Raw genomic sequence first — 24,072 nt, 5'->3', positions numbered from 1 at the left:
GACCAATAACAATCATTCCCACTAACAATAGCGGGAATGGAAAATCCTGATCAAAAACACGCGCTTAGGCGCGACAAACAAGACGGCCGAACTCAGGGGCAGGGATCAGGCTGTCGTTGGCAGCGTAATCCACCCGGGCGGTTTCAAGACTGGCAATCATGGTCTGATTGGCATAGCGTCCGCCGGGCAAATAGTCCTGAGCCGTCTCCGCGCAACAGCCACAGCAAGACGCCACGCCAAGCTGACCTTGCAGGTCTGCCAGGCTGGAAGCGCCGCCACGTACTGCTTCTTGTACTTGACGCTCGGTGATCGCGTTACATATGCAGATAAACATGAGAACTATTATTATCAAGAAACCTGAAAATATCAAGAGTCATTCTCATTAAGAACTGTCTTTCCTCGATATAGCCCTGGGAATGGCTTGCAGCCTGCCCTTGCGGTCTTGGCCTGAAAACGACAGTCGCATCAATTCTGCAATAGATGGTCCATCAACAAGCGCGCGGCGGGCGACAAGCTATAGCGGCTACGCACGCACAAGGCCACGCGACGTGAGGTCCAGGGCTCCTTGATCACGCACAAGGCCAGGCCCAGGCTTTGTACATAGGACTCGGCCACAGAACGCGGCAACATGCCAATTCCAAGCCCCGCCTCAATCATGCGGCACTGGGCATCGTAACTGGTCACCTGCACGCGGCAACGCCAGGTGCGCTCCAGTTCGCTGGCGGCACGTAACAGCAGCAAATTGGGGTGACTGCCAGTGTGCATCCCCACATAGTCGAAATCCAGCGTGTCGGCAAAGGCCAACTCCCCCCGTCCTGCCAAAGGATGGGTAGCAGGCACCAGCAACACCAGCTCGTCCTGGCGATAGTCGTAGTACTCCACCTCGGCACTGCCTACGCCTCGAATCAGTACTCCCAGATCAGCATTATTATCGGCCACCGCCTGGGCGACTCCAGCACTGATACGTTCCTCCAAGGACACCCGCACTTTGGGGTGACGCGCCATAAAAGAGCTCAAAGCCTGCGGCAAAAACTGCGTGATGGACGACAGGTTGGCCGCAATCCGCACATGCCCAGTGGCCCCGCCGGCAAAGTCGCGCATCAGCGCGCCCATGGCATCCATATCGTCCAGCAGGCGCTGGGACATGGCCGCCAATGATTTGCCCGCTGCCGTCGGATACACACCCTTGTTGCTGCGCTCAATCAGGGCTGCGCCCAGTTGCTGCTCCAGATCGCTCAGGCGCTTGCTGACCGCGGCAGGCGCAATATGAAACTGCTCGGCCGCCCCCGAGATGGTGCCGCGTTCCAGCACCAATAAAAACAGCCGTAAAGATTTGGGATCGATGTTCATAAGCCAGTATTCCATCCTAGGAAGGGCGGGTCGACAAGCACTCTGCCATCATCAATTGCGATAGCACCATCGCAATTTGACGCTGTACTCACGTCATTAGCGATGACAGACTACGCACATAATACGGAACCTGATTATTTAAGTCAGGAATAGAGAGTGAGGGGAGAAACAAGATGCGCGACAGCGACAATCTGAAAGGGGGCTTTGACGGCACCCTGCCCATGGGGCAACAGCCGGCTTTGGTCGTTATCGATTTTCAACGCGGCTTTACCGAGCCTGGCTTGACGCCACTGGCCTCGAACTGCGACAGCCAGATCGAACAAACCAACACCCTGATTCGCGCCATGCGTGGCAAGGGTCGCGTTATTTTCACCATCATCGGCTACGAAGCCCATCTGGCCGACGCCAATCTGTGGCTGACCAAGGCCTCGTCCTTGCGCTGCCTGCTGCGTGGTTCGACTGCCTGTGAGCTGGACCCACGGCTGGACTACGACCCCGAACAAGACATCATCCTGTACAAGACCCAGGCTTCCGCCTTTTACGGCACGCCGCTGCCCGCCTTGCTGGCCCATCAGGGCTGCGACATGCTGATTGTGGCCGGTGCCACCACCAGCGGTTGCGTGCGTGCCAGCGTGGTGGACAGCTTGCAGTCGGGATTTGCCCCGTTCGTGGCTGAAGATGCGGTGGCTGACCGCTCGGCAGCCCAACATCGCAGCAATCTGATCGATATGGCCAGCAAGTACGCCGAAGTCCTGCCCTCGGCAGACTTGATCGCTCATCTACACACGCTTTAAACGCGCAACAAAAAAAGAAACCACAGGAGACTCTCATGAAAAAAGCCCTGACAGCGGCGATGGCCGCCTGCACCCTGGCGCTGGGCATCTCGCCCGCCCAAGCCCAAGAAGTTGAGCTGACTTTCTCAACCTATTTGCCCCCGGCCTACGAATACGCCTGGAAACCCATCGAGAACTTCGTTCAGACCGTGGAAAAAGAAAGCCAGGGTCGCATCAAGATCAACGTGTTCCACTCCGGTCAGCTGTTCGATGGCTACGAGGAGCTGCCAGCCTTGTCGCGCGGTGACGTGGATATCGTCAACATGACCAGCACGTACCCCAGCGGCACCGTGCCAGCGCTGAACATCTTTACCCTGCCATTCCTGTTTGACAGCACGGCCCACCTGAAGCGTGCCCTGGATCAAGGTCTGTTCAAGCTGGGTGCCGAGCAGGAACTGCGTGACACCCACGATGCCGTGGTGCTGGGCCTGGCCCCTTGGGACCCGTACGAGTTTTACAGCCGCAAGGCACCGATCAACTCGGCCGCGGACATCAAGGGCAAAGTCTGGGCATCGACCAGCTCCATGGACGCACGCGCCCTGCAACTGCTGGGGGGCTCACCTACCGGCATGCCGTCTTCCGAGCTGTACCTGGCCTTTGACCGTGGCGTGATCGACGCCACCCCACGTCCCTTGCTAACCGGCATTGGCCGCAACCTGTATGAAGTGGCCAAGTACCTGTCCATCGCCAACTTCGGTATCGATGTGTCCGTGCTGACCATCAACCGCAAAAAGTGGGAATCCCTGCCACCTGATCTGCAAGAAATCATCAGCAAGGCCGCCCACCAGCGCGACGAAGAACAGTTTGAGCGCGTGAACGCCTTTGTAGGCCAGGCCCTGCAACGCTACGAGCAAGCCGGTGTGACCATCAATCGTGTTGAGCCCGCTCAACTGGCCGAAATGCGTCAGCAAACCCAAGCCGCCATTGATGAATGGAGCAAGCAGGTTGAAAACGGTCCCGCTTATCTGGAACTGATCGAAAAAACCCGCCAGCCCTGATCACGCGTGACTGCGCGCCGGACCACCAGCCGGCGCGCATCCCTCGTGTGGAGACACCATGAATCCACTTATTCATTTTCTGGGCGCATTTGCGCGCGGTAGCAACCGGCTCGCCATTCTGGTGGCCGAAGTTGCACTGGCCGCTCTGATGATTGCCTGCACCTACGGCGTCATTGCACGCTACGTCTTTAATAGCCCCAGCATCTACATCACCGAAGTGTGCGTGTACTTGCTGCTGGTCTGCTCCTGGCTGTCCATCGGCTGGGTTCACCTGGAAAACCGCCACGTCAGCGTGGAAGCCTTCCACATGCGCTTCTCGCCACGCGGCCAGCGCCTGGCCACCTGCATTTCGCAGCTGTGCATCTTGTTCTTCTGCCTGGTGCTGCTGTGGGCCGGTATTTCCGTGGTGGAAACCGCGATTGCCCGTAACTACCGCTCGGCCTCCATGCTGCGTTTCCCCCTGTGGATTGCCTACGGCATGATCCCATTGGGTGGCACCTTGCTGGGCCTGGCTGCTCTGCGCCAGCTGTTCATCCCGAACAGTGTGGAATCCAACGACAGCATCAAGGAGTTCTGACATGGATTCCATGCTCATTTTCAGCCTGATGATGGCCTGCTTTGCCATCCTAATGGTTATCGGCACCCCCATTTTTGCCGCACTGGGTGTCGCCAGTGTTTCCGGCATTCTGATGAAATCCGGCCTGGGCGGCCTGGACGTCATTCCCGCCACCTTGCACCGCGGCATGGCCAGCTATTCCCTGATCGCCATTCCGCTGTTCATTCTGATGGGTGAGGTCATCGCCCGCACCAGTATCGGCGGCAAGTTGTATCAGCTGTTCTATCTGTGGCTGAACCGCCTGCCCGGTGGTTTGGCTGTAGCCAGTGTGGGCAGCTCGGCCGTTTTCGGTGCCATGAGCGGGGTCAGCGTGGCGGGTGCCGCCACGATTGGTCGCTTTGCCATTCCAGAAATGCTCAAGCGTGGTTACTCGCCCAGCCTGTCTGGCGGCACGATTGCTGCGGCCGGTGCCCTGGCTTTGCTGATTCCACCCAGCATTGGCTTTGTGCTGTATGGCGAAATGGCTGACCAATCCATCGGCAAGCTGTTCATTGGTGCCTTGCTACCCGCCTTGATGGTCACCGTCATGATGGTGATCTATGTCGCTCTGGTTGCGATATTCAAACCAAAGTCCGCACCGCGCAATTCGGAAGTCGTTACCTGGGCACAGAAACTGGCCGCCCTGAAAGACATCTGGGCCGCTTCCTTGCTGATTCTGCTGGTGCTGGGCACGATCTATCTGGGTATTGCTACTCCGACAGAAGCGGCCGGCATTGGTGCTGCAGGGGCATTCATCATTGCCATTGCCTACAAGGAAATGAACTGGCGCACGGCCTTGCAGATTCTGCGCTCCACCGCCGTCACCAGTGGCATGATTTTGCTGATTCTGGCCGCCGCGCTGCTGTTTGGCTACATCATGACGCGTCTGATGATTCCGCAAAAGCTGGTCACGCTGATTACGGCTTCGTCTCAACCGGCGTGGGTCATTCTGATATTCGTTCTACTATTTCTTATTGTGATCGGCATGTTCCTGGATATTGTTTCTCTTATCCTGATCACCACACCTGTTTTACTGCCTGTTATTGTGGCGCTGGGCTACGATCCATTATGGTTTGGCATTGTAATGATTATTGCCTGCGAAATGGCCGTCATTACGCCGCCGGTGGGTTTGAACCTGTATGTGATCAAGGGCATTGCCCCACAAATATCGCTACAGCAGATTACACGCGGGGCTCTGCCCTTTGTGGCACTGGAAATTTTGGCGATTGTGATTTTGACAATCTTCCCCGAAATCATTCTTTGGTTACCCAGAACGCTTTAAAAAATAAAACCCGCTTCATGCGGGTTTTTTTATTTTCCATCCACGTTTTTTACGATGGCAGCATAATATTTGATTGCTTTTCTACTTTCTTTTTCTATCCCAGAATCAATAACTGGAGGAAACAGAAATGGATAAGAACAGCTTTACCGAACCCCCGCTCAAAGGCATCAAAGTCCTGGAGCTGGGTTCCTTGATTGCCGGCCCCTATGCCGGTAGCCTGCTGGCCCAATTCGGGGCCGATGTCATCAAGATCGAACCGCCTGGCAAGGGCGACCCGCTACGCCGCTGGCGGCAGTTGCACAAGGACACCTCCCTGTGGTGGCGCGTACAAAGTCGCAACAAGCGCTCCATTGCGCTGGATCTGCGCCAGCCCGAGGGCCAGGAAATTGCCCGTGAACTGGCCTTGCAAAGCGACATCGTCATTGAAAATTTCCGCCCCGGCGTGCTTGAACGCTGGGGCCTGGGCTGGGAAACGCTGCACGCACTGAACCCACGCCTGATCATGGTGCGCGTCTCCGGTTATGGACAGGACGGCCCCTATCACCGTCGCCCCGGCTTTGCCGCCATCGCGGAATGTATGGGTGGCCTGCGTTATGGCACCGGCTATCCGGATAGGCCCCCTGTACGAGCCGGTGTCAGCCTGGGCGATACGCTGGCTTCGCTGTACGGCACGATTGGCGCGCTGCTGGCCATGCACCATCTACGTCAGGAAGGCGGGCAGGGGCAGATGATTGATGTGGCCTTGTATGAATCTGTCTTTGCCATCATGGAAAGCCTGATTCCAGACTATCAACTGAACGGTCATCAGCGCGAACGTACCGGGGCCAGCCTGCCCGGCATCGCCCCCTCCAACACCTATCCCACCGGCGACGGCAAATGGGTAGTGATTGCCGCCAATAGTGACGCCATTTTCATCCGTCTGATGCAGGCCATGAACCGTCCTGATCTGGCCAGCGATCCGCACCTGTCCGACAACGCCGGACGGGTGGAACACAGCGCCATGCTGGACCAGACGATTGGCGACTGGACAGGGGCCCGCAGCCTGGAAGAGGTGTTGAGCGTGCTGGATCAGGCTGAAGTCCCCAGCGGCAGCATCTACACCGCCGCCGACATTCTTGATGACCCGCATTACCAGGCCCGCGGCATGCTGGAGAAACACACCTTGGAGGACGGCCAGGAACTGACCATACCCGGCATCGTCCCCAAGCTAAGCCGCAGTCCCGGTGCCACCCAATGGTTGGGGCCGGAGTTGGGTGAACACACAGACAGCATCCTGCAAGAACTGGGCATGAGCCCGGAGCGCCGCCAAGCTCTGCGTGAACAAGGAATCGTGGAATGAGTACCGTGTTATTAACTGATGTCACCTTGCGTGACGGCCTGCAAATTGTGCCACGCTGGGTGCCTACGCCGGACAAGCTGCGTATCGCGCAAGCACTGCCTCGATGCGGCGTGCGCAAGATAGAGCTGACGTCCTTTACCTCGCCCAAAGCCATCCCATCCCTGGCGGATGCCGACGAGCTGGCTAGCCTGACCGCGCGCGCGCCCCAAGTCTGCTACACCGCCCTGGTTCCCAATCTGCGCGGTGCACAGCGTGCTTTAGCGGCCAATATGGACGAGCTGAACTTTGTATTTTCGGCCTCTGAAGCGCATAACCTGGCCAATCTGCGCATGAACATTGCGCAATCACTGGCCCAGCTGGAGCAAGTGCTGGAAGCGGCGGGCAAAACGCCAGTCAACGTGTCCCTGTCCACCGCTTTTGGCTGCCCCTTTACCGGCGCCGTCGCCCCCGCGCACGTGATTGCACTGATGCAACAAGTGCAACGCATGGGAGCCAGCTCCGTCAGCCTGTGCGATACCACCGGCATGGGCTCGCCCGCCGATGTGGAACGTCTGACCCAGGCTGCCTTGAGCTTGTATGGTGAACAAGGCGTCACCGCCCATTTCCATGACACCCGCGGGCTGGCCCTGGCCAATGCCTGGGCCGCGTATCGCGAAGGAGGGCGTCGGTTTGACGCAGCCTTGGCCGGTTTGGGCGGTTGCCCTTACGCCCCCGGTGCCAGCGGCAATGCCAGCCTGGAAGATCTGGCCCATATGTTCCAAATCAGCGGTGTGGAAACAGGCTTGAGTCTGGAAGCGCTCCAGCCCTTGGCCGAAGAAATCGCAGCCCTGACGCAAGAGCCCGTTCAAAGTCGCCTGCACAAAGCAGGACCAGCCTACGCCTTGAAGGTGTGCCAACCATGAGCACGGCCCGCACCCTTTTTCAAAAGCTCTGGGATGCACATCGCGTTGCGACGGTAGACGATGAGCATGATCTGATCTACATAGACCGCCAGTTGTTGTACGAAGTCACCAGTCCGCAAGCCTTCGAGAGTTTGCGCTTGGCCGGACGCCAAGTGCGTCGCCCGGAAACTGCGCTGACCACGGTGGACCACAACGTGCCCACGCACCGCCGCAATCAGCGTCTGGAAGACCCGTTGGCGCAGGCACAGATCGACCAGATGGAGATCAATAGCCGGGAGTTTGGCCTGCGCTACTTTGGCCTGGATGACGAGCGCCAGGGCATCATCCACGTGATCGGACCCGAGCAGGGCATGACCTTGCCCGGCTCCAGCATCGTGGCAGGAGATTCCCATACCAGCACGCATGGTGCGTTTGCGGCCTTGGCCTTTGGCATTGGCACCTCCGAAGTGGAGCATGTTCTGGCCACGCAATGCTTGGCCGCAAAACGCATGCGCAGCCTGCAGGTCGATGTGCAAGGTGAATTGCCTGCCACCAGCACCGCCAAGGATCTGGTCCTGCACATCATTGCCCGCATGGGTGCGGATGGAGGACGGGACTGTGCCATCGAATTTACCGGCCCCGCCATCCGTGCCTTGTCCATGGAAGGGCGCATGACCTTGTGCAATATGGCGATCGAAGCGGGGGCCCGTATTGGTCTGGTCGCTGTGGACGACAAGACCCTGGACTATGTGCGCGGCCGCCCCTTGGCACCAAAAGGAGAGGCATGGGACAAGGCAGAGCAGTACTGGCGCACGCTGATCAGCGATGAAGGCTGCCAATACGATCAGCATTTGCTGATCGACGCCACGCAGGTTGCCCCCACAGTCACTTGGGGCACATCGCCCGATATGGCGGCGGCCATCGACCAGCTTGTACCTGATCCATTAGCCGCTGCCACGGGCAAACAAGCTGATGCCCAACGCGCCTTGAACTATATGGCTTTGCAGGCCGGGCAGCCGTTGGCAGGCATCACCATAGACCGGGTGTTCATCGGTTCCTGTACCAATGCGCGTATTGAGGACCTGCGCAGCGCCGCTGCCATGGTCAAAGGCAAACGCGTAGCCAGCACAGTGCTGCAAGCTTTGGTCGTACCCGGCTCGGGTCTGGTACGCCGTCAGGCCGAGCAGGAAGGCCTGGACCAGATATTCACGCAAGCCGGCTTTGAATGGCGCGAGCCGGGCTGCTCCATGTGCCTGGGCATGAACGAAGACCGCCTGAACCCGGGCGAGCGCTGCGCCTCCACTTCCAACCGCAATTTCGAAGGCCGGCAGGGCGCCTTGGGACGTACACACCTGATGAGCCCCGCCATGGCTGCTGCCGCTGCAATTGCGGGCCATCTTGTCGATATCCGTAACTGGGACGCCGCATGAACACACCTTTTACTTCCGTGCGCTCGCGCCTGATTGCGCTGGACCGTGCCAATGTAGACACCGACGCTATCTTGCCCAAGCAGTACATGACATCCTTGTCGCGCACTGGCTTTGGACAATATGCCTTCGACAACTGGCGGTACGCGGACATTGGCTACCCCGGCAAACCACTGGACGAGCGTGAACCCATCAACAGTTTCTGCCTGCATCAGCCGCACGCCCAGGGAGCCCGGATTCTGCTCGGACGCGAGAACTTCGGCTGCGGGTCCAGCCGCGAACACGCAGTTTGGGCACTGAAGGATTTGGGTATTTCGGTGCTGATCGCCACTTCATTTGCAGACATCTTTCGCAATAACTGCTTTAAAAACGGTCTGTTGCCATTACAACTCAACACCGACCAGGTAGATGCCCTGTTTGTCACCGCCACCAATCATCCCTGGGCTGAATGGATGGTCGATCTGGAGGCGGGCATGTTGATCGGCCCCGATCAGCGCATTCACTTCCAGATAGAACCGGAACGCCGACGCCGTTTGCTGCTAGCGCTGGATGACGTCAGCGTGACGGAGCAAAAGATGGAAACTATTCGGGCTTACGAACAGCAGCGCAAGAAGCAGGAGCCTTGGCTATTTAATTGAGCGGAGCAGATGGCTGCAAAGGAGGGCTTTTGCAGGGCCTGTTCATATGTGCGCGCAGGCCCTGTTTGTTTATTGTTTTGACGTCCAAGGCTGCGAGTTGCTCGGCCAGGCTCGCCAGGAACCTTTGACCTGCTGTGGCCCGTTTTCCTAGACCCCAGCCGCCGCCCGCATCTTGCGTTGTGAAGCCGGTGCCAAACCTTCCGCTTCCCGGTACTTCGCCACCGTACGGCGCGCCAAAGTCAGGCCCTGAGCCTGCAAGAGATCGGTAATCTGCTGATCCGACAAAGGCTTGGCTGGCGACTCGTCACGAATCATCTGTGCGATCTGTGCCCGTACCGAAGCCGCCGACAGATCAGCCTTGCCATCAGCACTGGCCAAGGCCACGGTAAAGAACTGTTTAAGCTCCATCACCCCATGCGGTGTTTGCATGTACTTTTGCCGCGTTGCACGAGAAATCGTGGACTCGTGCAAATCCAGCTCGGCTGCCAGATCGGCCAATTGCATGGGTTTGAGCGCCGACACACCTTGCGTGAAGAAGTCCTGCTGCATCTGCACAATCGCTTGGGCCACCCGCAAAATCGTCACGAAACGGCTGTTAACGCTGCGCAGCAAGCCGGTCGCTTTTTGGCGCTCTGCCAGCAAGGCAGGGTGCGCTTCAATTTCGTAATCGTGCAGATTCACCAATTGCAGGCGTGGCACAGCCAGGGGATTCAAGGCCGCCTGCCAATTGTCCTTGCCGCGAATCAACAGCACATCGGGTACCACATAAGCCGAGACGTCCTGCGTCCAGGCCCGCCCCGGCTTGGGGTCCAGCTTCAAGACCAGATGATGGGCGCGCTCGACCAGCTCGGCCGAATAGCGACCGGCACAACGCTGACGCAACTGACTGGGAGAGGCCAGAATTCCGACATGCTCGCGCACCAGATAGCGGGCGCAGTCGAGCAAGGCAGGTTCCAATTGCTGAGCCTGTTGCATCAGCTGCAAGTCCAGGCACTCGGCCAGATCCCGCGCACCGACACCGGCCGGGTCCAGGGACTGCACCTGGGCCAGCGCACAGCGCAAATCACTTTCATCAATATCCAGCTCGTCGGGCAGGCAGTCCAGCACCTCTTCCAGCGAGACGGGCAGGTAGCCGTTATCGTCCAGTTCATCGATCAATAACTGGGCCAAAGCGCGGTCACGGTCGCTCAAACGCAACAGTCCCAGCTGCTCGCTTAAATAAGCAGCCAGGTCCTGGGCAATGGCCGATTCGGGAGTCCAGTCAGGGTCGTCCGAATCCCCCTGATGTTTGGGAAACTCAAGGCTCGCCCACGAGGATTCCGCCTCGCCCGAAGCGGCTTCGGGCAATGGCTCGGCGGCGACATCCGTCTGCACGTCCAGACGTTCCAGCAAGGGGTTATCCAGCAAAGCCTGAGCCAACTCCTGCTCCAGCTCGGCCCCCGATAGCTGCAACACTTTAATAGACTGTTGCAATTGCGGCGTCAAAACCAGCGTTTGCTGCTGGCGTAAATCTAGTGACTGACGCGTAAGCATAGGTACAATCGTTTCCATGAAAACTGACAACGCCCAGACACCCACCGCCAACGATAGTCAGGCTCTGCGCAGCACACTGTTCAAGCTGTGCGCCACGGCCACTATTATCTGCACCGTAGTCACTATCGTGGTCGCCATTATCTGGTGGGACCTGCTCAACCGTCTTATCAGCTTTGGGCGTGGCCTGGATTACTCCGGCCTGCAGGCCTTGAGCATTCAAAACCTGGCACTGATCAAGCAATACAACCCGTTTTTCTGGTGGACGGTAGTGGGCGTCATAACCCTCATTATTGCCTATCTTTTGTATGGCTTCGTACAAGGGGTCATGCGACGCAACCAGCAACGCATTATCGACGAGTCCACGGTGGCTCAACTGGCCCGATCGCTCAGCCGTCCGGCCCGTGAAGTGATTTTGTGGTGCTGGCCCGACCAGCGCAGCCCGTTGACTGTGGGCGATTTACAACGAGCCCATAGCGAGTTGCGCTCCGGACGTTTTAGCAAAATCGAACTGGCCGAGCAGCAAAGCCGCCTGCTGCAAGCCGACTACGAACGTCACGAGCCACAAGCCTAAAGCTTGCCTTCCTGTTTTTTTTGTGTTTGACTAACGGTCATGACTCACGCACGCCAATTCTCCTACGCCTGCCAAGGTTTCAGCCCCGCCGCTGAAGCAGCCTTGTCGCGTTCCGTGCGTGAAGGCCGTTCTTCGGCCCCTGCCTCCAGCCTATCCCAGCTGCTACTACTAGCGTCCGGTTGCCGGGCCTAGTGTCCCGTGGCAGTTCGGCAGCCAATACTCAGCCACATCTACGTCATTTGTGCCGCCACCGGCCTACGTAAATGCTGCAATCGCTGGTGACGGCAAGAAGTAATCAACACTTTTTGTCCGACAGGTATCCCCATGGCAATGCTGAAAAACCCCTCTCAAAAGTATCGTCCTTTTGTCGCCTTTGATCGCGACTTCACTGAACGCACCTGGCCTTCCAAGCGCATTACCAAAGCGCCCATCTGGATGAGCACGGACTTGCGTGACGGCAATCAGTCCCTGATCGAGCCCATGAACGTGGCTCGCAAACTGCGCTTTTTCGAGCAACTCGTCAAAATCGGTTTCAAGGAAATCGAGGTCGGTTTCCCATCCGCATCGCAGACCGACTTCGATTTCGTTCGCAAGCTGATCGACGAAAACCGCATTCCTGAAGATGTCACCATCATCGTCCTGACGCAGTCGCGCGAAGACCTGATCAAGCGCACGGCTGAAGCGGCTGCCGGTGCCAAACGCGCCATCATTCACTTGTACAACGCTTGTGCCCCCGCCTTTCGCAAGATTGTTTTCAACTTGAGCAAGGACGAGATCAAGGAAATTGCCTTGACCGGTACACGCTTGGTCAAGAACGAAGTGGCCAAGTATCCGCAAACCCAATGGGGGTACGAATACTCGCCCGAAGTGTTCAGCACTACCGAGCCCGAATTTGCTCTGGAGGTGTGCAACGCCGTCGTGAAAGCCTGGGGTCCAGCCGCTGACGAACGTGTCATCCTGAACTTGCCCGCTACGATTGAGGCCACCACGCCCAATATGTACGCCGACCAGATCGAATGGATGCACAACAATCTGGAACAGCGCAACAACGTCACCTTGAGCGTGCACCCGCACAACGACCGTGGCACTGCGGTCGCTGCCGCTGAACTGGCTGTGATGGCTGGCGCGGACCGTATCGAAGGCTGCTTGTTCGGTAGCGGCGAGCGCACCGGCAACGTTTGCCTGGTGACCTTGGCCCTGAACTTGTACACCCAGGGCGTGGACCCTGAACTGGACTTCTCGGACATCGACGAAGTGCGTCGCACCGCCGAGTACTGCAACCAGTTGCCCGTGCACCCACGCCACCCTTACGCAGGCGACCTGGTCTTTACCGCGTTCTCCGGCTCCCACCAGGACGCCATCAAGAAAGGTTTGGCTCAACAAAAAGCCGACGAAATCTGGGAAGTCCCTTACCTGCCTATCGACCCGGCCGATCTGGGCCGCAGCTACGATGCGGTGATCCGCGTCAACAGCCAGTCGGGCAAGGGCGGTGTGTCCTACTTGCTGGAACAAGAGCACGGTCTGGTCTTGCCACGCCGCATGCAAATCGAATTCAGCCGCGCCATTCAGCGCGTCACCGACTCTTCCGGCAAGGAAGTGACGCCTGCAGATGTGTACGGCATTTTCGAATCTGAATACCTGAACTGCAAGAAGCACTACAAGCTGCTCAAGCACAACATCATCAGCCAGCCTCACGCTGACAGCGGCCAACAATTCACGATTGAAGTGGATGTGGAGCACGACGGCCAGGTTCGCACCTTGAAGGGGTCGGGCGAAGGCGCGATCTCTGCCTTTGTGAATGCCTTGGATCTGTCTATCAAGATCATGGACTACAACGAGCACGCCATCGGTTCCGGTGCTGAAACCCGCGCTGCCGCTTACGTGGAAATGCGTATCGGCGACAGCCCATCGGGCTTTGGTGTGGGCATCCACGCCGACATCGTGACTTCCTCCTTCCTGGCGATCTTGAGTGCGGTTAACCGCCACACCATCGCCCAGCAAGAAGCTGAAGCCACCACGGCTTAATACCGTCTTCATGTCGCGACTTGGGTGGTGATCCCACCCAAGCGCCCGCCCGGTTCACCATAACCGCGCCTGACCCGCTTTCGCAGCCCGGCTTATCGTCGCTCTGCCCGCAACCCGCCCACAAGGCGGGTTTTTCGTGGGCGGGCCATTAGATTGTGGCCCCCCGCCGTAGGTAAACCGGACTGGGCCAGGTCGGACTGGACCTGGTCAGTTTGAATAGCCCGGTTGGTTCGGCTGTTCGGCTGTTCGGCACCAGAGCGTAAAACCAATGCTCGTGGCACAGTACAAATGGCTGTGCCAATATGCCTCTAAACGGCCAATCTCACCACACGGAGCTTGCCCCCTGTTTAGCCGCAATCCACTTGAAGACGGCTGAAGTCTTTGGCGCGCAGCTTGTCCTCTTCAATAAAGGCCATCAAGCGGGCACCATCTTGCCAGCACCAGTTCAAATCATCATGGGACTGCAAGGTCAGCAGTGAACGCCATGGCGACTGACTGGGATACTCGTCCTGCGTCGGCGTAGGGTCATAGCCCAAACTGTCCCAAGAGGGACGACCCAGCAGATAGTCGCGCGGCAAGTCGCCGCTTTCTTCCAGCTCCTCAAACCAGTCATACAGCTCGTCCATATCCACTGGCCAATCCTTGCGCAGCTCTTCATGGCGAGGAATATCAATGCAGTTTTCGAACAGCACTTCCCGACTTGCTGTACCCCAGTCATGAGGGGCCTGAAGCTCGTGAAAATCAGTGGTGTCCGGCCAGTAAAAAGCCTTCAGATAGTCCTCGTCGCGCCAGAAAATGACGTCTTCCTGATCCATACCGTAAAACAGCGACAGCAGCCCGCTCGTGGGCAAGTCCGCTGGGCGATCCGGTCCTTCCGGCAGCTCCGCAAAATTGATCTGGCCGACAAATAAATATTCACCGTCCGGATGCTCGGGCCAAGTAAAGCCTGGAGGAACCATAGGTTGACCACCAAAGCGGCTTTGCAAAAGCTGACCCTGGCCTTGCCCCAAACGGATGGCAACCGCCGGTTGTGCCAGGTCCAGGAAATACTGTTTATGCGCTTGCAGCACAGGTGAGGCATCAAGGTACTTTTCTAGCGTGTTCAGATCCATGGCGCTGGGAAGGAAGAAGTTGAAGATGGTGCAGGCAAGGATAAGAGTGTCACAGCACACACGGCAACCCTTGCCGAAGAATCAGAAAGAAAAAAAACCGGCCCAAGAGCCGGTTTTCGTTTGCCTTGCCGCAGATCAGTACGTGACCGCCAAACCCGGCAAATCCACAGTAACTTGCATGGAGCCCACCGCTTGCAAGCAATGGCGTGCAAATTCCTGGGCGCGCTCATCGTCTTGCGACAGCAGCGTGTAACCCAGGGCATCGGCCACGCCCATAATCTTGTCCAGCAACAGCACTTTGCCGCTGGCCCGCAGGGGTTCACAGCCAAGCTCTTGCCAGGTGCGATCAAACCAGTCACGCGATTGCTTGCCGCTGTCCGCGTCAATGGTTTGTATAGGAGTGACCAGCTCTATGTGCTGGCGAGGACTAAAGATCACAAGCACCATAGCGCTCATAGACGATCTCCGAAAAAAAATAGATCAACTTTGGAGCTTAAGCAAAGAAGGCCTGCCAAATTGTCGGCAGGCCGACATTCCAGAGACTACCAGGAGCTATCAGCCGGTTCCCACATCACCGGCACGCCAGTGTTATTCGCCTGGCGCAACATATCCAGCAAAGGATAGGCGCGTTGGCTGAAACTCACGGCCTGTGAAATCGGGTGTTCCTTTTCATCGTCTTCGTCCTCGTGGGGCGAATGCTTGTTTTCCCGGTCCTGCCCGATCGCTCGCTCAATATTGCCAATAGCTTCGGACAGTTGCTCTGCCGTGAACACGCCACGCTCGGGCAAACCATCAGGATAGGAACGCCCCGCGGCCCGGAGAATAGGCATGGCATGTTCAGAGAACATCAGAACATCGGCGGCGGCTTTGCTTTTAAAGACGACTAGCATACGGTTTCTCCTTATGGATCTTTGTGTTTCCGATTCGACTTTCAGGATACACACCCCTGCAAGATAGCAGGATTTTCCCCGTCTTGGAGAGTCCTTCATGCCTGCCGCGTTTCTGCCATGGTTAATCTTGCTCTTGACCACCCTGCCGTCCCTGGTCTGGTCACAAAGCTCGCTTGAATGTCCATTGCCTCCATCTTCCACCCGCTGCGCACCAGCGGCCGCCTTGGGGGAACAGGCCGAGCCCGCAACGGATATGGGTTTGCTCAATCCCGTGGATTTGCTCAGCGGACAAAAATACCAAAGTGATACAGACCTGCCGCTAAGCCAGGCCTGGCCTTTGCTGCAATTACAGCGTCATTGGAATGGGCAGGGGCAAAACCCCACACCGACACTTGGGCAAACTGGCTGGGCCTTGAATTACGACCTGCAATTGCGGCAGCAAGGCCATGCCTTGTTCATGCCGGATGGAAGACAAACGCGCTTGTACCCACCTGCACAGCGGCAAAGTTCGGGCTGGTTCTGGCAAGGGCCGAATGGTTTGATTCTGCGGTTTGATGAGCAGGGCTGGTTAATCCATGTGCGTATATCTACCCAGCAGTGGCTGGATATAGAACGTTTTGCGGGCACGCATCCGCAGGCGTATGCGGTTAACACTGTCCGTAATCATTTGGGCCAAGCGCTGGTGTTTGACTGGAAAAGCCAAACGCAGGAGTCGGTGTCGCTACCAGGGCTGGAACAGAGCAAAGAACCAGGACAAAACCAAACTCAAGTTCAGGCATCAGGACAGGTTCAATCCCAAACTAAAACCAGTTCCCTGACCCATGTCACAAGGGCGGTAAGGGCAGCGGGAACGGCCGCAGTAGCAGCAGCGACGACGGAGGCAACTACGGCTACGGCTACGGCTACGGCTACGGCTACGGCTACGGCTACGGCTACGGCTACGGCTATCAATATTAAAACCCCGGCCGGGCCATTTCGCTTGCTTCTGGAACGGCAGAATCAACAAATCTGGCTGGCCAGCGTCAGCCGTCCGGACGGCATGCAACGTCTCTATCATCCAGCCCCCACACCTTGGTCGCACCGTTTGGGTGGCAGCAGCCTGCAAGCACCGGGGCAAGCCCCTCAGCCAATCCAACAATGGGAGTACGACGCCCAAGGCCGAGTCAATAGGTTGATCTCCCACGCCTTCAAGCAAGACTGGACGGCACGCTATGAGCCGGGTCTGAGCGAATGGTCCATAGGTACGGAGCGACATCGCTTCCATTACCGAGACCATCAAGGCCTGCAGCGGCTACAAAAACTGGAAAGCCGCTTGTGTAGGGACTGTCCGGCCCACAGCACGGAATGGCAATATGACCCACAAGGGCGCTGGTTGCAGGCCGGACCTTGGACAGCGCAACGCCGGGCAAATGGAACGCTCTCTCGACTGGAGAAAAGGCAGGGCGGCTGGGGAGCATTACGTTTGGAGCTGAATGAAAAAGGGCGCTTGCAAAGTTGGGCAACCAGCCAGCATGGAAGCGAAACACGGCGCTGGAACCCGAATGGCAAACTGACGCACCTCGAATATGCCGAAGGAGGCGCGCTCCAAATTCAGTACGACCAACAGGGACGCCTGAGCAGTCTTGAACATCAACAAGGTCAGGACACTGAACGCAGTGAGCTGGACTGGCTCGGGCCTGGCGCGCTGCGCATTCTTCATCCCACAGAAACGCAATGGCTCAAATTGCGGGCCGGTTTACTACAAGAGCGCCGTTTGGAACGCCGCCATAGTCCCGGCCAACGCTGGACCGAGCGCTTTGAGTACGACGAGCAGCGCAAGCTGACGCGGCACACCCTGCCGGAAGGTGGCCAGCTACGCTATCACTGGGACAAAAGCGGACGATTGCTGTCTCTGGAGTGGATCAAGCAAACCGGGCAAAGCCAGACCGTGATCCACGCACAAGAGGTGGGCTATGCCTGGGGCAATGGCCTTCAACTGATCAGCCATGCGAACAGCACCGGGCAGGCGGTGGATTTGATGCTTTTGCAGCCGGATGGCAAACCTGCCTGGACACAAGCCCGCCGTCTGGATGCCCAAGGCAGGGTGCTGGAGGATCGTCATGAATACCCGCTGCTACAGCAAACCCGTCATTGGCTGTTGCACTACGACGCCCAAAGCCGGCTCATCGCTTTCCGCCAGGACCAGACAGAACCCGAACAGTGGCTGGCCTGGAGCCACAACGGTGAACTGGCTGCACGCCACCCGAGGCCAGCCGCCTCCATTCAGCGTTCATCCTCCGGCACGGCGAAAGCCGTCGGAAACCTGAATCTGGACTACGGCCCCAACCGTCGCTTGAAGCGTGTGCAAACAGCAAGCTCCACACTGGTCGAATACCGGCACGATGCCTTTGGCCAACGCATCTGGCGCAAGCAAGGCAATCAGGAGCGTGCCTTCTTCTTTCACGGCCAGCAATTAATGGCTGAGCTGGATTTACCAGCTACACCCGGCCAGCTCATCTCCCGGCGCTATCTGTATGCCGGGCTGACACCAATAGGCATGATTGTTTATCAGCCAGACGGACAAGGGCAGCTGTATTACCTGCATAGTGATTTGATGGGAGCTGTGCGGCTGATTAGCGATCAGCAAACCCAGCCGGTTTGGGCTGCCGACCTGAACCCTTTAGGACAGGCCGAACCTTTGCTTGAAACCCTGGAATTCAATCTACGTCTGCCGGGGCAGTACGCGGAATCGGCTACCGGCTGGCACGACAATCTCTTGCGTACCTATCTACCCGATCACGGACAGTATCTGGAAGCGGACCCGTTGGGGCCCTGGCCACAAACCCAGGCCGTGGGTTACGCACAGCAACAGCCTTTGCGTCATATTGATCCCACCGGCCTGCTCCTGTTCGCCTTTGATGGCACACGACAGGCTCCTATTACCAATAGCAATGTGTGGAAACTGTCGCAGTTGTATCAGGATGGGGCGGTGCATTATGCCGCAGGGCCGGGTGATCCAGTCACCCTGAACTGGGATGCACTGACTGCTTGGCGAGCAGGGCAGATTCTGGAGTCGCAATGGAACAATTTTCTGAATCGCATGCAGGAACAAGGCCCGGCTCCTAGCGCTGTACCCGTGGACTTGCTGGGTTTCTCTCGGGGAGCGGCACTGGCACGAGACTTTTCCAATCGAATTCTGGACCACGTGCAGCAGGGCTGGTTTGTGCTGAATGATCCGCAGCGCGGCGCCATCCGTGCCTGCATCACGCCCCGTTTTTTAGGGCTGTTCGACACCGTGGCCCAGTTCGGGCTGGGAGGCGGCAGCAACTCCCAATACCGCCTGGGCGTGTCTGACGCCTGGAGCTGGGTTGCTCATGCCGTCGCCATGCATGAACACCGCGCCTACTTCCCTTTAAGCGCCCTGGCAGAGGCCATGAATACCGTGGAAATGCCTTTTATCGGCGCGCACAGCCAAATTGGCGGCGGTGTGCTGCCTGATGAAGACGAAGAAACCATCAGCGATCTGGATAAGGTAGCGCTGGCCTGGATGCATTGGCAGGCCAGGGCGACGGGCCTGACGCTGGCGGAACTGGCGCACACAGACCTTAGCGTCCTTCACCCTGTATTACTGGACATGCGCCTGCCTGGGCTGCGACTGACTAAAGGCAGTTTGCGGGGTGTGGACTATCACGGAGCGGGTCGAAACCTGATGTATCAGGACCTGCATCCACGTCTGGGGCAGGCTACCCAACAATCCATTGAAACCGTGATCAAACGCCATAACAGCTGGCGCATCCGTCCCGGAAATCAAGTGGGTTGGGTAGACATGGACGCTTACGATACGTGGTTACATAACCACCTGGGATGGGAGCGCCAGGCTTCTTGAAAAGAATTTGGCGTCAAATCACGCTATCATGTGGGGCTATCCGGCGGGCCAATGTCGCGCCTTCCATCTGGGGCGTGTTCCACACGCCGCAGTTGTCTTTCTACCAATCCAGACCTTTCCTATGCTTGCTGAGCAACAATCTCAATTAATCGCCTGCCTCCAGGCTGCCGTCCGTGCCATCTTGCCCCAGGCTGAACCCAACATCACGCTGGAGCGCCCCAAAGTGGCTGCGCACGGTGATGCTGCCTGCAATATTGCCATGCAACTGGCCAAACCAGCCGGTCGCAACCCGCGCGAGCTGGCTCAGCAAATCGTCGATACCCTCCTGGCTGATCCGAACACCGCCGCTTTGCTGGCAGGCGCGGAAATTGCCGGTCCGGGCTTTATCAACTTTCGTCTGTCCACCGCCACGCACCAGGCCGTCCTGAAGACCATTGCCGAGCAAGGCGATCGCTTCGGTCACCTTGCTCCTACTCAGGAAAAGCTGATGGTGGAGTTCGTGTCGGCCAACCCGACCGGCCCCTTGCACGTGGGCCACGCCCGCCAAGCCGCGCTGGGCGACTCGCTGTGCCGCGTATTCAGCTCCCAAGGCTACGACGTAACCCGCGAGTTCTACTACAACGACGCCGGTAACCAGATCGACAACCTGACCACCAGCGTGCATGCCCGTGCCCGTGGCATCGAGCCCGACAGCGAGCAATTCCCTGCTGACGGCTACAAAGGCGACTACATCCTGGACATCGCCCGCGACTACCTGGCCGGCGCAACCGTTCAGGCTGCCGATGGTGCTTCCGTCACCGCCAGTGGTGATCTGGACAATCTGGAAGACATTCGCCGCTTTGCCGTGGCCTATCTGCGCCGCGAGCAGGATCTGGACTTGCAAGCCTTCGGCCTGAAGTTCGACAACTTTTACCTGGAAAGCTCGCTGTATACCTCCGGCAAGGTTGAAAAAACCGTGCAGGCCCTGATCGACGCCGGTCACACCTATGAGCTGGACGGCGCGCTGTGGCTGCGCACCACGGAACTGGGCACAGGCGACGACAAAGACCGCGTAATGCGCAAATCCGAAGGCGGTTACACCTACTTCGTGCCGGACGTGGCCTACCACGTGGCCAAGTGGGAACGCGGTTTCCACCACGCCATCAATATTCAAGGCTCCGACCACCACGGCACCATTGCCCGTGTACGCGCTGGCCTGCAAGGTCTGGGTCTGGGTATCCCCAAGGAATTCCCGGCCTACATCCTGCACAAGATGGTCAAAGTCATGCGCAATGGCCAGGAAGTGAAAATTTCCAAGCGCGCAGGCAGCTACGTCACCTTGCGTGACCTGATCGAATGGGTAGGCCAGGACGCCGTGCGCTTCTTCCTGATCCAGCGCCGTGCCGACTCCGAGTTCGTATTCGATATCGATCTGGCCCTGTCCAAGAGCGAAGAAAACCCGGTTTACTACATCCAGTACGCCCATGCCCGTATCAACTCCGTGTTGAACCAGTCGGCAGAACTGCTGGATCAGGTTCCTCAGGCCGACATCACGCCTTTGACCGCCCCCACCGAAATCGCCCTGCTGCAACGCCTGTCCGAATACCCCAATGTGCTGGCCCAATCCGCTCGCGAATTGGCTCCTCACCACATTGCCTTCTGGCTGCGCGACTGCGCGGCGGACTTCCACTCCTGGTACAACGCCGAGCGCGTGTCGGTAGACGACACCACCTTGCGTCTGGCCCGTCTGCGTCTGGCCCAGGCCTGCGCCCAAGTCATTCGCAATGGTCTGAACCTGCTGGGTGTGTCCGCACCCGAACGTATGTAAACCCATAGGCAGATATGGCAAGAGCACGTAAAAAATCCAGTAGTTCCGGCGGTACCTATACCGGCATTCTGATTGGCCTGATTCTGGGTCTGGGCGCGGCGGTCGCCGTTGCCCTGTTTGTCACCAAAGTGCCCATGCCCTTTGTGGACAAGGCCAGCCGGGACAAACCTACCGTTGCCTTGCCTGAAGGGCGAGACTTGCTGGACCCGAACCGGGACCTGTATGGCAGCTCCAGTGGACAAACTCCTCCGCCGGGCGACACCATTCCCGGTTTGACCTTGCCCCCCGTGAATTTGCCCAGCATCCCGTCCAAGCCTGCTGCACCGGACGCCTTGGGTGATCTGATCGCCACCTTGCCCGCCATGGGTACGGAACCAGCTCGCCAGCCAGAGACTCGCAATACCGCTCCTGCGGTAACGCCTCCGGCCACAGCGCCTGCCACACCAAGCATCCCGGCACCGGCCACCAGCAAACCCGCCACACCAGCTCCGGCTGCGCCCCCGGCGGCGACCAAGCCAGCCACCACCTCCACCCCCTACTACCTGCAAGCAGGCGCATTTCGCAACAATGCGGACGCCGAAGCCATGAAGGCCCGCTTGTTGATGCTAGGCTTTGACGCTTCAGTGCAAAGTGCACAGGTCAATGGCAGCACGGTGAACCGGGTACGCATGGGCCCCTTCAAGGGCATAGACGAAATGAACCGGGCACGCAGCCGTCTGGCCGAGGAAAAAATTGATACTTCGGTGGTCCGACCCTAAGCAATTTGTGCCAAAGGCAGCCCCAAGGTGAACTTTTCCGCCATTGCACAGGTCATAGACCTCATCTTCCCCATTAAGGAAATTGATTCATGAAGCTGAACGCATTGTTTGTACGATCCCTGGTCGGTGCCAGTCTCTTGGCTGGGGCGACCTTGTTGCCCGCCACCAGCGCGCTGGCTCAACAAGCCGACCAAGGCTACGTTACCCTGCCTGCGGCTCAGCCCTCGGACAGCGTCGGTAAAACCGAAGTGCTGGAGTTCTTCTCCTACAGCTGCCCACACTGCGCCATCCTGGAACCCAAGGTCGAAGCCTGGTCCAAGACCCTGCCAGACAACGTAGTACTGCGCCGTGTGCCTGTTGCCTTCAATGCCGGCATGACTGATCTGCAAAAGCTGTACTACACCCTGGAAGCCATGGACCGTCTGGACCTGCATCCCAAGGTGTTTGAAGCCATCCACCAGAAACGTGAGCGCATTTTTGATGCCAAGACCATCACGGCCTGGGCAGCCGCGCAAGGCGTAGACAAGGCTCGCTTCGAGCAGACCTTCAACTCCTTTGGTGTGCAGACCAAGGCCAATAAAGCCAACGAACTGTCCAACACCTACCAGATTCAGGGCACACCTAGTCTGGCAGTAGGCGGCAAGTTTGTGACTTCCCCTGCACTGGCCAATGGTTACGACGAAAGCATCACCAAAGCTCAAGAGCTGGTGAAGATGGTCACCAACCGCTAATCAGCGGTTTGGCTGAGCCATACAGCCAAGGGCCCTCAAGACTGGATTCGTTCCGGTTTTGAGGGCCCTTGGCGTTTCTATATCTGTGATCTATTAGCTGCCGGTAACTCGTAAGTAATTCGATAACAGCGGCTTACAAGAAGGTACGGGATTCCAACGTCATTGCAAGTCTGGGCCATTTATTAAAGCCAGGGTGCGTCCCTGGCTGAAGCAGTCAGTGAAAGGCCTAAGCCTGCGCCGCCGTCTCAAAAGCCTGCGTCAGGTCAGCGCACAAGTCTTTGGTCGATTCCAAACCGATATGCAGGCGCACCAGACTGTCCTGGCTGTCCTGCCAGTAGCTATGACCACTTAGAAACGCCGTATCCACCAACTGCACCAGGCTTTCAAAACCACCCCAGGAAAAGCCGATACCAAACAGGGTCAGGGCATCTACGAATGCGCGTGCCTGCGCATTGTTCAGTCGTAGCTGCACCGACAACATGCCGTTAGAGCCGGTGCAGTCACGTTGCCACAAGGCATGGCCAGGATCTTGTGGCCAAGCGGGATGATAGATACGGGTAACTTCAGGGCGACTATCCAGAAATTGGCACACAGCCAGCGCATTGGCGGCGCTTTCACGCATACGAATAGGCAGGGTACGCACACCGCGTAATGCCAACCAGGCGTCATCGGCACTGATGGAAAAACCCAGCGCATAGTGGTTGTCGTGCAGGCGTTTGTTGATGGCTGGATCTGCGGACATGACTGCACCCAACATCAAATCGGAGTGGCCTGCCACATACTTGGTCCCAGCCACGATAGACACGTCAAAACCCAATTCCAAGGGACGGTAGATATAGCCCGAGCCCCAGGTGTTGTCAGTGACCAGCAGCAAATCGTGCTTGCGACCAAACTCCGCCAAGGCGGGCATATCCAGCATTTGCATCAACAAGGAGCCGGGTGACTCCACGTACACCATGCGGGTATTGTCTTGCAGATGACGGGCCATTTCCTCGGGGGTCGGTGCACAGAACGTGGCCTGTATGCCCATCCGGCGCAACACGGTCTTTTCCAGATAACGCACCGGGCCATAAGCACTGTCAGCAATCAGCACGTGATCGCCAGAATCCAGCAGTGCCAGCAAACCCAAGGTAATCGCTGCCATGCCGGACGGTGCCAGCAAAGCCTGGGTGGCAGATTCCAGCTGACAGAACACCTGCTCCAGTGCAGCGTGGGTATCCATGCCCGAGCGCCCGTAGGTAACCGAGCGTTTTTCGGGATCTGCCTTGTCCGCCTGGGCTCGATCCAGAGCGTCCAGATTGCGAAAACGCACCGTGCTGGTGCGCATGATGGGCACGGCCACCGGCGCCGCATCGGTATGCGGATCGAACGGGGCCAGACCCGTATGTTGCAAGGCGGTGTCCAGGGCGAGATCAGAGCTCATAGTGTTGGCAGGCG

General features: G+C 58.0%; 22 protein-coding genes. 15 read left to right on the top strand and 7 right to left on the bottom strand.

From position 1 onward, the window contains the following. Positions 1-64: 64 nt before the first annotated feature. Together WFM49_RS14480 and WFM49_RS14475 are read right to left on the bottom strand one after the other, a co-directional pair. Positions 65-334, bottom strand: a complete 270-nt coding sequence (locus tag WFM49_RS14480; protein ID WP_009460253.1) for a (2Fe-2S)-binding protein — start codon at positions 332-334, stop codon at positions 65-67. Positions 335-465: 131 nt separating this feature from the next. Beyond that, positions 466-1,350 carry a LysR family transcriptional regulator gene (locus WFM49_RS14475; protein ID WP_009460254.1) on the bottom strand — a complete coding sequence of 295 codons (885 nt, stop codon included), beginning with the start codon at positions 1,348-1,350 and terminating at the stop codon, positions 466-468. 173 nt (positions 1,351-1,523) lie between these two features. Between WFM49_RS14475 and WFM49_RS14470 the strand changes: the two genes are divergently transcribed. The 8 genes from WFM49_RS14470 to leuD all read left to right on the top strand — a co-directional run bounded on the left by WFM49_RS14470 (position 1,524) and on the right by leuD (position 9,343). After that, positions 1,524-2,144 carry an isochorismatase family protein gene (locus WFM49_RS14470; RefSeq protein ID WP_009460255.1) on the top strand — a complete coding sequence of 207 codons (621 nt, stop codon included), beginning with the start codon at positions 1,524-1,526 and terminating at the stop codon, positions 2,142-2,144. 35 nt (positions 2,145-2,179) lie between these two features. Beyond that, complete coding sequence (locus WFM49_RS14465) at positions 2,180-3,181, top strand: TRAP transporter substrate-binding protein (RefSeq protein WP_009460256.1); 1,002 nt, start codon at positions 2,180-2,182, stop codon at positions 3,179-3,181. A 58-nt stretch (positions 3,182-3,239) separates the two neighbouring features. After that, positions 3,240-3,758 carry a TRAP transporter small permease gene (locus tag WFM49_RS14460; protein ID WP_250756457.1) on the top strand — a complete coding sequence of 173 codons (519 nt, stop codon included), beginning with the start codon at positions 3,240-3,242 and terminating at the stop codon, positions 3,756-3,758. A gap of 1 nt (position 3,759) precedes the next feature. Next, positions 3,760-5,058 carry a TRAP transporter large permease gene (locus WFM49_RS14455; RefSeq protein WP_021447114.1) on the top strand — a complete coding sequence of 433 codons (1,299 nt, stop codon included), beginning with the start codon at positions 3,760-3,762 and terminating at the stop codon, positions 5,056-5,058. Between the two features lie 127 nt (positions 5,059-5,185). Continuing rightward, positions 5,186-6,397 (top strand): CaiB/BaiF CoA transferase family protein, encoded by a 1,212-nt coding sequence (locus tag WFM49_RS14450; protein ID WP_254500093.1) that lies wholly within the window; start codon positions 5,186-5,188, stop codon positions 6,395-6,397. Beyond that, the gene (locus WFM49_RS14445) at positions 6,394-7,299 is read left to right on the top strand and encodes a hydroxymethylglutaryl-CoA lyase (RefSeq protein ID WP_021447115.1); all 906 of its coding nucleotides are present in this window, start codon (positions 6,394-6,396) and stop codon (positions 7,297-7,299) included. The genes WFM49_RS14450 and WFM49_RS14445 overlap by 4 nt, the downstream gene beginning before the upstream one ends. Further along, positions 7,296-8,708 (top strand): 3-isopropylmalate dehydratase large subunit, encoded by a 1,413-nt coding sequence (leuC, locus tag WFM49_RS14440; protein WP_009460260.1) that lies wholly within the window; start codon positions 7,296-7,298, stop codon positions 8,706-8,708. Before WFM49_RS14445 ends, leuC begins: the two co-directional genes overlap by 4 nt. Continuing rightward, a complete protein-coding gene (leuD, locus tag WFM49_RS14435; RefSeq protein ID WP_250756455.1) occupies positions 8,705-9,343 on the top strand; it encodes a 3-isopropylmalate dehydratase small subunit in 639 nt (212 codons plus the stop codon). The genes leuC and leuD overlap by 4 nt, the downstream gene beginning before the upstream one ends. A 147-nt stretch (positions 9,344-9,490) precedes the next feature. Here leuD and rpoN read toward each other — a convergent pair whose 3' ends face one another. Further along, on the bottom strand, positions 9,491-10,876 hold the full coding sequence (rpoN, locus tag WFM49_RS14430; RefSeq protein WP_009460262.1) for an RNA polymerase factor sigma-54: 1,386 nt from the start codon (positions 10,874-10,876) through the stop codon (positions 9,491-9,493). A gap of 16 nt (positions 10,877-10,892) precedes the next feature. Here rpoN and WFM49_RS14425 point away from each other — a divergent pair, with 16 nt between their 5' ends. From WFM49_RS14425 to leuA, 3 genes are all read left to right on the top strand, one after another. Beyond that, positions 10,893-11,447 (top strand): hypothetical protein, encoded by a 555-nt coding sequence (locus WFM49_RS14425; RefSeq protein WP_009460264.1) that lies wholly within the window; start codon positions 10,893-10,895, stop codon positions 11,445-11,447. A gap of 39 nt (positions 11,448-11,486) precedes the next feature. Then, complete coding sequence (locus tag WFM49_RS14420; protein ID WP_155624357.1) at positions 11,487-11,639, top strand: hypothetical protein; 153 nt, start codon at positions 11,487-11,489, stop codon at positions 11,637-11,639. A 138-nt stretch (positions 11,640-11,777) separates the two neighbouring features. Next, positions 11,778-13,472, top strand: coding sequence for a 2-isopropylmalate synthase (leuA, locus tag WFM49_RS14415; protein ID WP_179136491.1), 1,695 nt, complete (start codon positions 11,778-11,780; stop codon positions 13,470-13,472). A 347-nt stretch (positions 13,473-13,819) separates the two neighbouring features. On the opposite strand, the gene WFM49_RS14410 is transcribed toward leuA, so the two are convergent. From WFM49_RS14410 to WFM49_RS14400, 3 genes are all read right to left on the bottom strand, one after another. Then, a complete protein-coding gene (locus WFM49_RS14410; RefSeq protein WP_336973936.1) occupies positions 13,820-14,584 on the bottom strand; it encodes a YwqG family protein in 765 nt (254 codons plus the stop codon). 135 nt (positions 14,585-14,719) lie between these two features. Further along, complete coding sequence (locus tag WFM49_RS14405) at positions 14,720-15,040, bottom strand: hypothetical protein (RefSeq protein WP_009463574.1); 321 nt, start codon at positions 15,038-15,040, stop codon at positions 14,720-14,722. 86 nt (positions 15,041-15,126) lie between these two features. Further along, positions 15,127-15,474 (bottom strand): DUF1840 domain-containing protein, encoded by a 348-nt coding sequence (locus WFM49_RS14400; RefSeq protein ID WP_009463576.1) that lies wholly within the window; start codon positions 15,472-15,474, stop codon positions 15,127-15,129. A gap of 97 nt (positions 15,475-15,571) precedes the next feature. On the opposite strand from WFM49_RS14400, the gene WFM49_RS14395 reads away from it, so the two are divergent. From WFM49_RS14395 to WFM49_RS14380, 4 genes are all read left to right on the top strand, one after another. After that, a complete protein-coding gene (locus WFM49_RS14395) occupies positions 15,572-19,339 on the top strand; it encodes a phospholipase effector Tle1 domain-containing protein (RefSeq protein ID WP_336973933.1) in 3,768 nt (1,255 codons plus the stop codon). A gap of 121 nt (positions 19,340-19,460) precedes the next feature. After that, a complete protein-coding gene (gene argS, locus WFM49_RS14390) occupies positions 19,461-21,146 on the top strand; it encodes an arginine--tRNA ligase (RefSeq protein WP_336973932.1) in 1,686 nt (561 codons plus the stop codon). Between the two features lie 14 nt (positions 21,147-21,160). Continuing rightward, entirely contained in the window at positions 21,161-21,904 is a 744-nt protein-coding gene (locus WFM49_RS14385; RefSeq protein WP_250756448.1) for an SPOR domain-containing protein, read from the top strand. 89 nt (positions 21,905-21,993) lie between these two features. Next, positions 21,994-22,635 carry a thiol:disulfide interchange protein DsbA/DsbL gene (locus WFM49_RS14380; RefSeq protein WP_009463582.1) on the top strand — a complete coding sequence of 214 codons (642 nt, stop codon included), beginning with the start codon at positions 21,994-21,996 and terminating at the stop codon, positions 22,633-22,635. A gap of 226 nt (positions 22,636-22,861) precedes the next feature. On the opposite strand, the gene metC is transcribed toward WFM49_RS14380, so the two are convergent. Continuing rightward, entirely contained in the window at positions 22,862-24,058 is a 1,197-nt protein-coding gene (metC, locus tag WFM49_RS14375) for a cystathionine beta-lyase (protein WP_060186559.1), read from the bottom strand. Positions 24,059-24,072 lie beyond the last annotated feature (14 nt).

This window comes from Alcaligenes sp. PF14 (assembly GCF_037150615.1).
GTDB classification, from domain to species: domain Bacteria; phylum Pseudomonadota; class Gammaproteobacteria; order Burkholderiales; family Burkholderiaceae_B; genus Alcaligenes; species Alcaligenes phenolicus.
Note: the sequence above shows the minus strand (reverse complement) of the source record. Positions and strands in the feature narration are given on the sequence as shown.

What these genes read in the sequence shown, in the direction of transcription:
- WFM49_RS14480 (WP_009460253.1), bottom strand. Translation starts at nt 334, where the DNA reads ATGTTTATCTGCATATGTAACGCGATCACCGAGCGTCAAGTACAAGAA.
- WFM49_RS14475 (WP_009460254.1), bottom strand. Translation starts at nt 1,350, where the DNA reads ATGAACATCGATCCCAAATCTTTACGGCTGTTTTTATTGGTGCTGGAA.
- WFM49_RS14470 (WP_009460255.1), top strand. Translation starts at nt 1,524, where the DNA reads ATGCGCGACAGCGACAATCTGAAAGGGGGCTTTGACGGCACCCTGCCC.
- WFM49_RS14465 (WP_009460256.1), top strand. Translation starts at nt 2,180, where the DNA reads ATGAAAAAAGCCCTGACAGCGGCGATGGCCGCCTGCACCCTGGCGCTG.
- WFM49_RS14460 (WP_250756457.1), top strand. Translation starts at nt 3,240, where the DNA reads ATGAATCCACTTATTCATTTTCTGGGCGCATTTGCGCGCGGTAGCAAC.
- WFM49_RS14455 (WP_021447114.1), top strand. Translation starts at nt 3,760, where the DNA reads ATGGATTCCATGCTCATTTTCAGCCTGATGATGGCCTGCTTTGCCATC.
- WFM49_RS14450 (WP_254500093.1), top strand. Translation starts at nt 5,186, where the DNA reads ATGGATAAGAACAGCTTTACCGAACCCCCGCTCAAAGGCATCAAAGTC.
- WFM49_RS14445 (WP_021447115.1), top strand. Translation starts at nt 6,394, where the DNA reads ATGAGTACCGTGTTATTAACTGATGTCACCTTGCGTGACGGCCTGCAA.
- leuC (WP_009460260.1), top strand. Translation starts at nt 7,296, where the DNA reads ATGAGCACGGCCCGCACCCTTTTTCAAAAGCTCTGGGATGCACATCGC.
- leuD (WP_250756455.1), top strand. Translation starts at nt 8,705, where the DNA reads ATGAACACACCTTTTACTTCCGTGCGCTCGCGCCTGATTGCGCTGGAC.
- rpoN (WP_009460262.1), bottom strand. Translation starts at nt 10,876, where the DNA reads ATGCTTACGCGTCAGTCACTAGATTTACGCCAGCAGCAAACGCTGGTT.
- WFM49_RS14425 (WP_009460264.1), top strand. Translation starts at nt 10,893, where the DNA reads ATGAAAACTGACAACGCCCAGACACCCACCGCCAACGATAGTCAGGCT.
- WFM49_RS14420 (WP_155624357.1), top strand. Translation starts at nt 11,487, where the DNA reads ATGACTCACGCACGCCAATTCTCCTACGCCTGCCAAGGTTTCAGCCCC.
- leuA (WP_179136491.1), top strand. Translation starts at nt 11,778, where the DNA reads ATGCTGAAAAACCCCTCTCAAAAGTATCGTCCTTTTGTCGCCTTTGAT.
- WFM49_RS14410 (WP_336973936.1), bottom strand. Translation starts at nt 14,584, where the DNA reads ATGGATCTGAACACGCTAGAAAAGTACCTTGATGCCTCACCTGTGCTG.
- WFM49_RS14405 (WP_009463574.1), bottom strand. Translation starts at nt 15,040, where the DNA reads ATGAGCGCTATGGTGCTTGTGATCTTTAGTCCTCGCCAGCACATAGAG.
- WFM49_RS14400 (WP_009463576.1), bottom strand. Translation starts at nt 15,474, where the DNA reads ATGCTAGTCGTCTTTAAAAGCAAAGCCGCCGCCGATGTTCTGATGTTC.
- WFM49_RS14395 (WP_336973933.1), top strand. Translation starts at nt 15,572, where the DNA reads ATGCCTGCCGCGTTTCTGCCATGGTTAATCTTGCTCTTGACCACCCTG.
- argS (WP_336973932.1), top strand. Translation starts at nt 19,461, where the DNA reads ATGCTTGCTGAGCAACAATCTCAATTAATCGCCTGCCTCCAGGCTGCC.
- WFM49_RS14385 (WP_250756448.1), top strand. Translation starts at nt 21,161, where the DNA reads ATGGCAAGAGCACGTAAAAAATCCAGTAGTTCCGGCGGTACCTATACC.
- WFM49_RS14380 (WP_009463582.1), top strand. Translation starts at nt 21,994, where the DNA reads ATGAAGCTGAACGCATTGTTTGTACGATCCCTGGTCGGTGCCAGTCTC.
- metC (WP_060186559.1), bottom strand. Translation starts at nt 24,058, where the DNA reads ATGAGCTCTGATCTCGCCCTGGACACCGCCTTGCAACATACGGGTCTG.